We start from the raw sequence: 2,015 nt of genomic DNA, 5'->3' as shown, positions 1-2,015 counted from the left end.
TGGGCCTTCAGGTGCGCGTGCAGGCGCAACGCCTGGGCGCGCAGGGCCGTTTCGTTCTTCGCGCTCAGCACCCACGGCACCAACCCGCCACCGTCGGGGGCGGCAGCAGCGACCGCTTCCTCCGCCTCGCTCTCCGCTTCCGGCGCGGCCTCCAGCACCACATGCGCGTTGGTGCCGCTGATGCCGAATGAGGAGACGGCCGCGCGGCGCGGTCGTCCCGTCTCGGGCCAGGGCACGGGCTCGGTGAGCAGGGAGACCGCTCCGGACTCCCAGTCGACGTGCGGGCTCGGGGCGTCCACGTGCAGGGTGCGGGGCAGCACGCCGTGGTGCATCGCCTGCACCATCTTGATCACGCCCGCGACGCCGGCGGCGGCCTGCGTGTGGCCGATGTTGGACTTGATGGAGCCGAGCCACAATGGCCGTTCGGCGGGCCGGTCCTGGCCGTAGGTGGCGAGGAGGGCCTGGGCCTCGATGGGGTCGCCGAGTTTGGTCCCGGTGCCGTGGGCCTCGACGGCGTCCACTTCGCCCGGCTGGAGGCGGGCGTTGGCGAGGGCCTGGCGGATCACGCGTTGCTGGGAGGGGCCGTTGGGCGCGGTGAGGCCGTTGCTCGCGCCGTCCTGGTTCAGGGCGCTGCCGCGGATGACGGCGAGCACCTGGTGGCCGTTGCGGCGTGCGTCCGAGAGGCGTTCGAGCAGCAGCAGGCCGACGCCCTCGCCCCAGCCGGTGCCGTCCGCGCTCGCCGCGAAGGACTTGCAGCGGCCGTCGGCGGCGAGTCCGCGCTGGCGGCTGAACTCGATGAACGTGGTCGGCGAGGCCATCACGGTCACGCCGCCGGCCAGGGCGAGCGTGCACTCGCCCGAGCGCAGTGCCTGCGCGGCCTGGTGCAGGGCCACGAGCGACGACGAGCACGCCGTGTCCACGGTGACCGCCGGGCCCTCCAGGCCCAGCGTGTACGAGATCCGGCCGGAGGCGACGCTGTACGAGTTGCCGGTCCCGAGGAAGCCCTCGAAGCCGTCGGGGGTGCGCTGCATCAGACGGCCCGCGTAGTCGCCGTACATCACGCCGACGAACACGCCGGTGCGGCTGCCACGCAGGCTGCCCGGAAGGATCCCGGCCTGCTCGACGGTCTCCCAAGCGGTCTCCAGCAGCAGCCGCTGCTGCGGGTCGGTGGCCGCTGCCTCGCGCGGGCTGATGCCGAAGAAGTCCGGGTCGAAGCGGTCCGCCTCGTGCAGGAACCCGCCCTCGCGGGCGTAGCTTCTGCCGATGGCGTCGGGGTCGGGGTCGTAGAGCGCCTCGACGTCCCAGCCGCGGGACACCGGGAACGGCCCGACACCGTCCCGGCCTTCGGCCACCAGGTCCCACAACTCGTCGGGCGACGTCACGCCGCCCGGGTAGCGGCAGGCCATGGACACGATGGCGATGGGCTCGTCGCTCGCCTGCGGCGTCCGCGCGGCCTTTGCCGCGCCCGCGGCGGTGACGTCGTCCGTCCCCTCGCCGTCCGCGCCGACGAGTCCCTCGCGCAGGAAGCCGGCCAGGCTGCGGGCCGAGGGGTAGTCGAAGACCACGGTGGCGGGGACGTGCAGTCCGGTCACCCGCGCGAGCTGGTTGCGCAGCTCGACCGCGGTGAGCGAGTCGAACCCGAGCTCCTGGAAAGCGCGTTCGGGGTCGACGGCGTCCGCGGACCCGTGCCCCAGGACGGCCGCGGTCTGCTCCCGCACGAGACCGAGCAGCACCCGCTCCTGCTCGGCCGGGTCCAGCCCGGCCAACCGCCGCCCGAGCGGTACGCGTTCGGCCGGACGCCGAACCGGCGTCCTGACGATGCCGCGCAGCATCGGCGTGAGGGTCCCGGCCGCCGCCTCCGCGCGGAAGCCGCGCGGCTCCAGCCGGACGGGGACGAGCAGCGGTCGGTCGGGCATCGACAGTGCGGTGTCGAGGAGGGTGAGGGCGTGGGGGGTGGTGAGGGGGGTGGTGCCGTTGCGGGTGAGTCGGGTGTGTTGTTCGTGGGTGAGTTTGGT

1 protein-coding gene is annotated in these 2,015 nt (G+C 73.9%); it reads right to left on the bottom strand.

Features of this window, described 5'->3' with window-relative positions; all coding sequences use genetic code 11:
- Positions 1-2,015: beta-ketoacyl synthase N-terminal-like domain-containing protein (locus ACH4TG_RS40905; RefSeq protein WP_398248401.1), on the bottom strand; the 2,015-nt coding region annotated here is incomplete at both ends.

The organism is Streptomyces sp. NPDC020917 (genome assembly GCF_044333795.1).
Taxonomy (GTDB): domain Bacteria; phylum Actinomycetota; class Actinomycetes; order Streptomycetales; family Streptomycetaceae; genus Actinacidiphila.
Note: the sequence above shows the minus strand (reverse complement) of the source record. Positions and strands in the feature narration are given on the sequence as shown.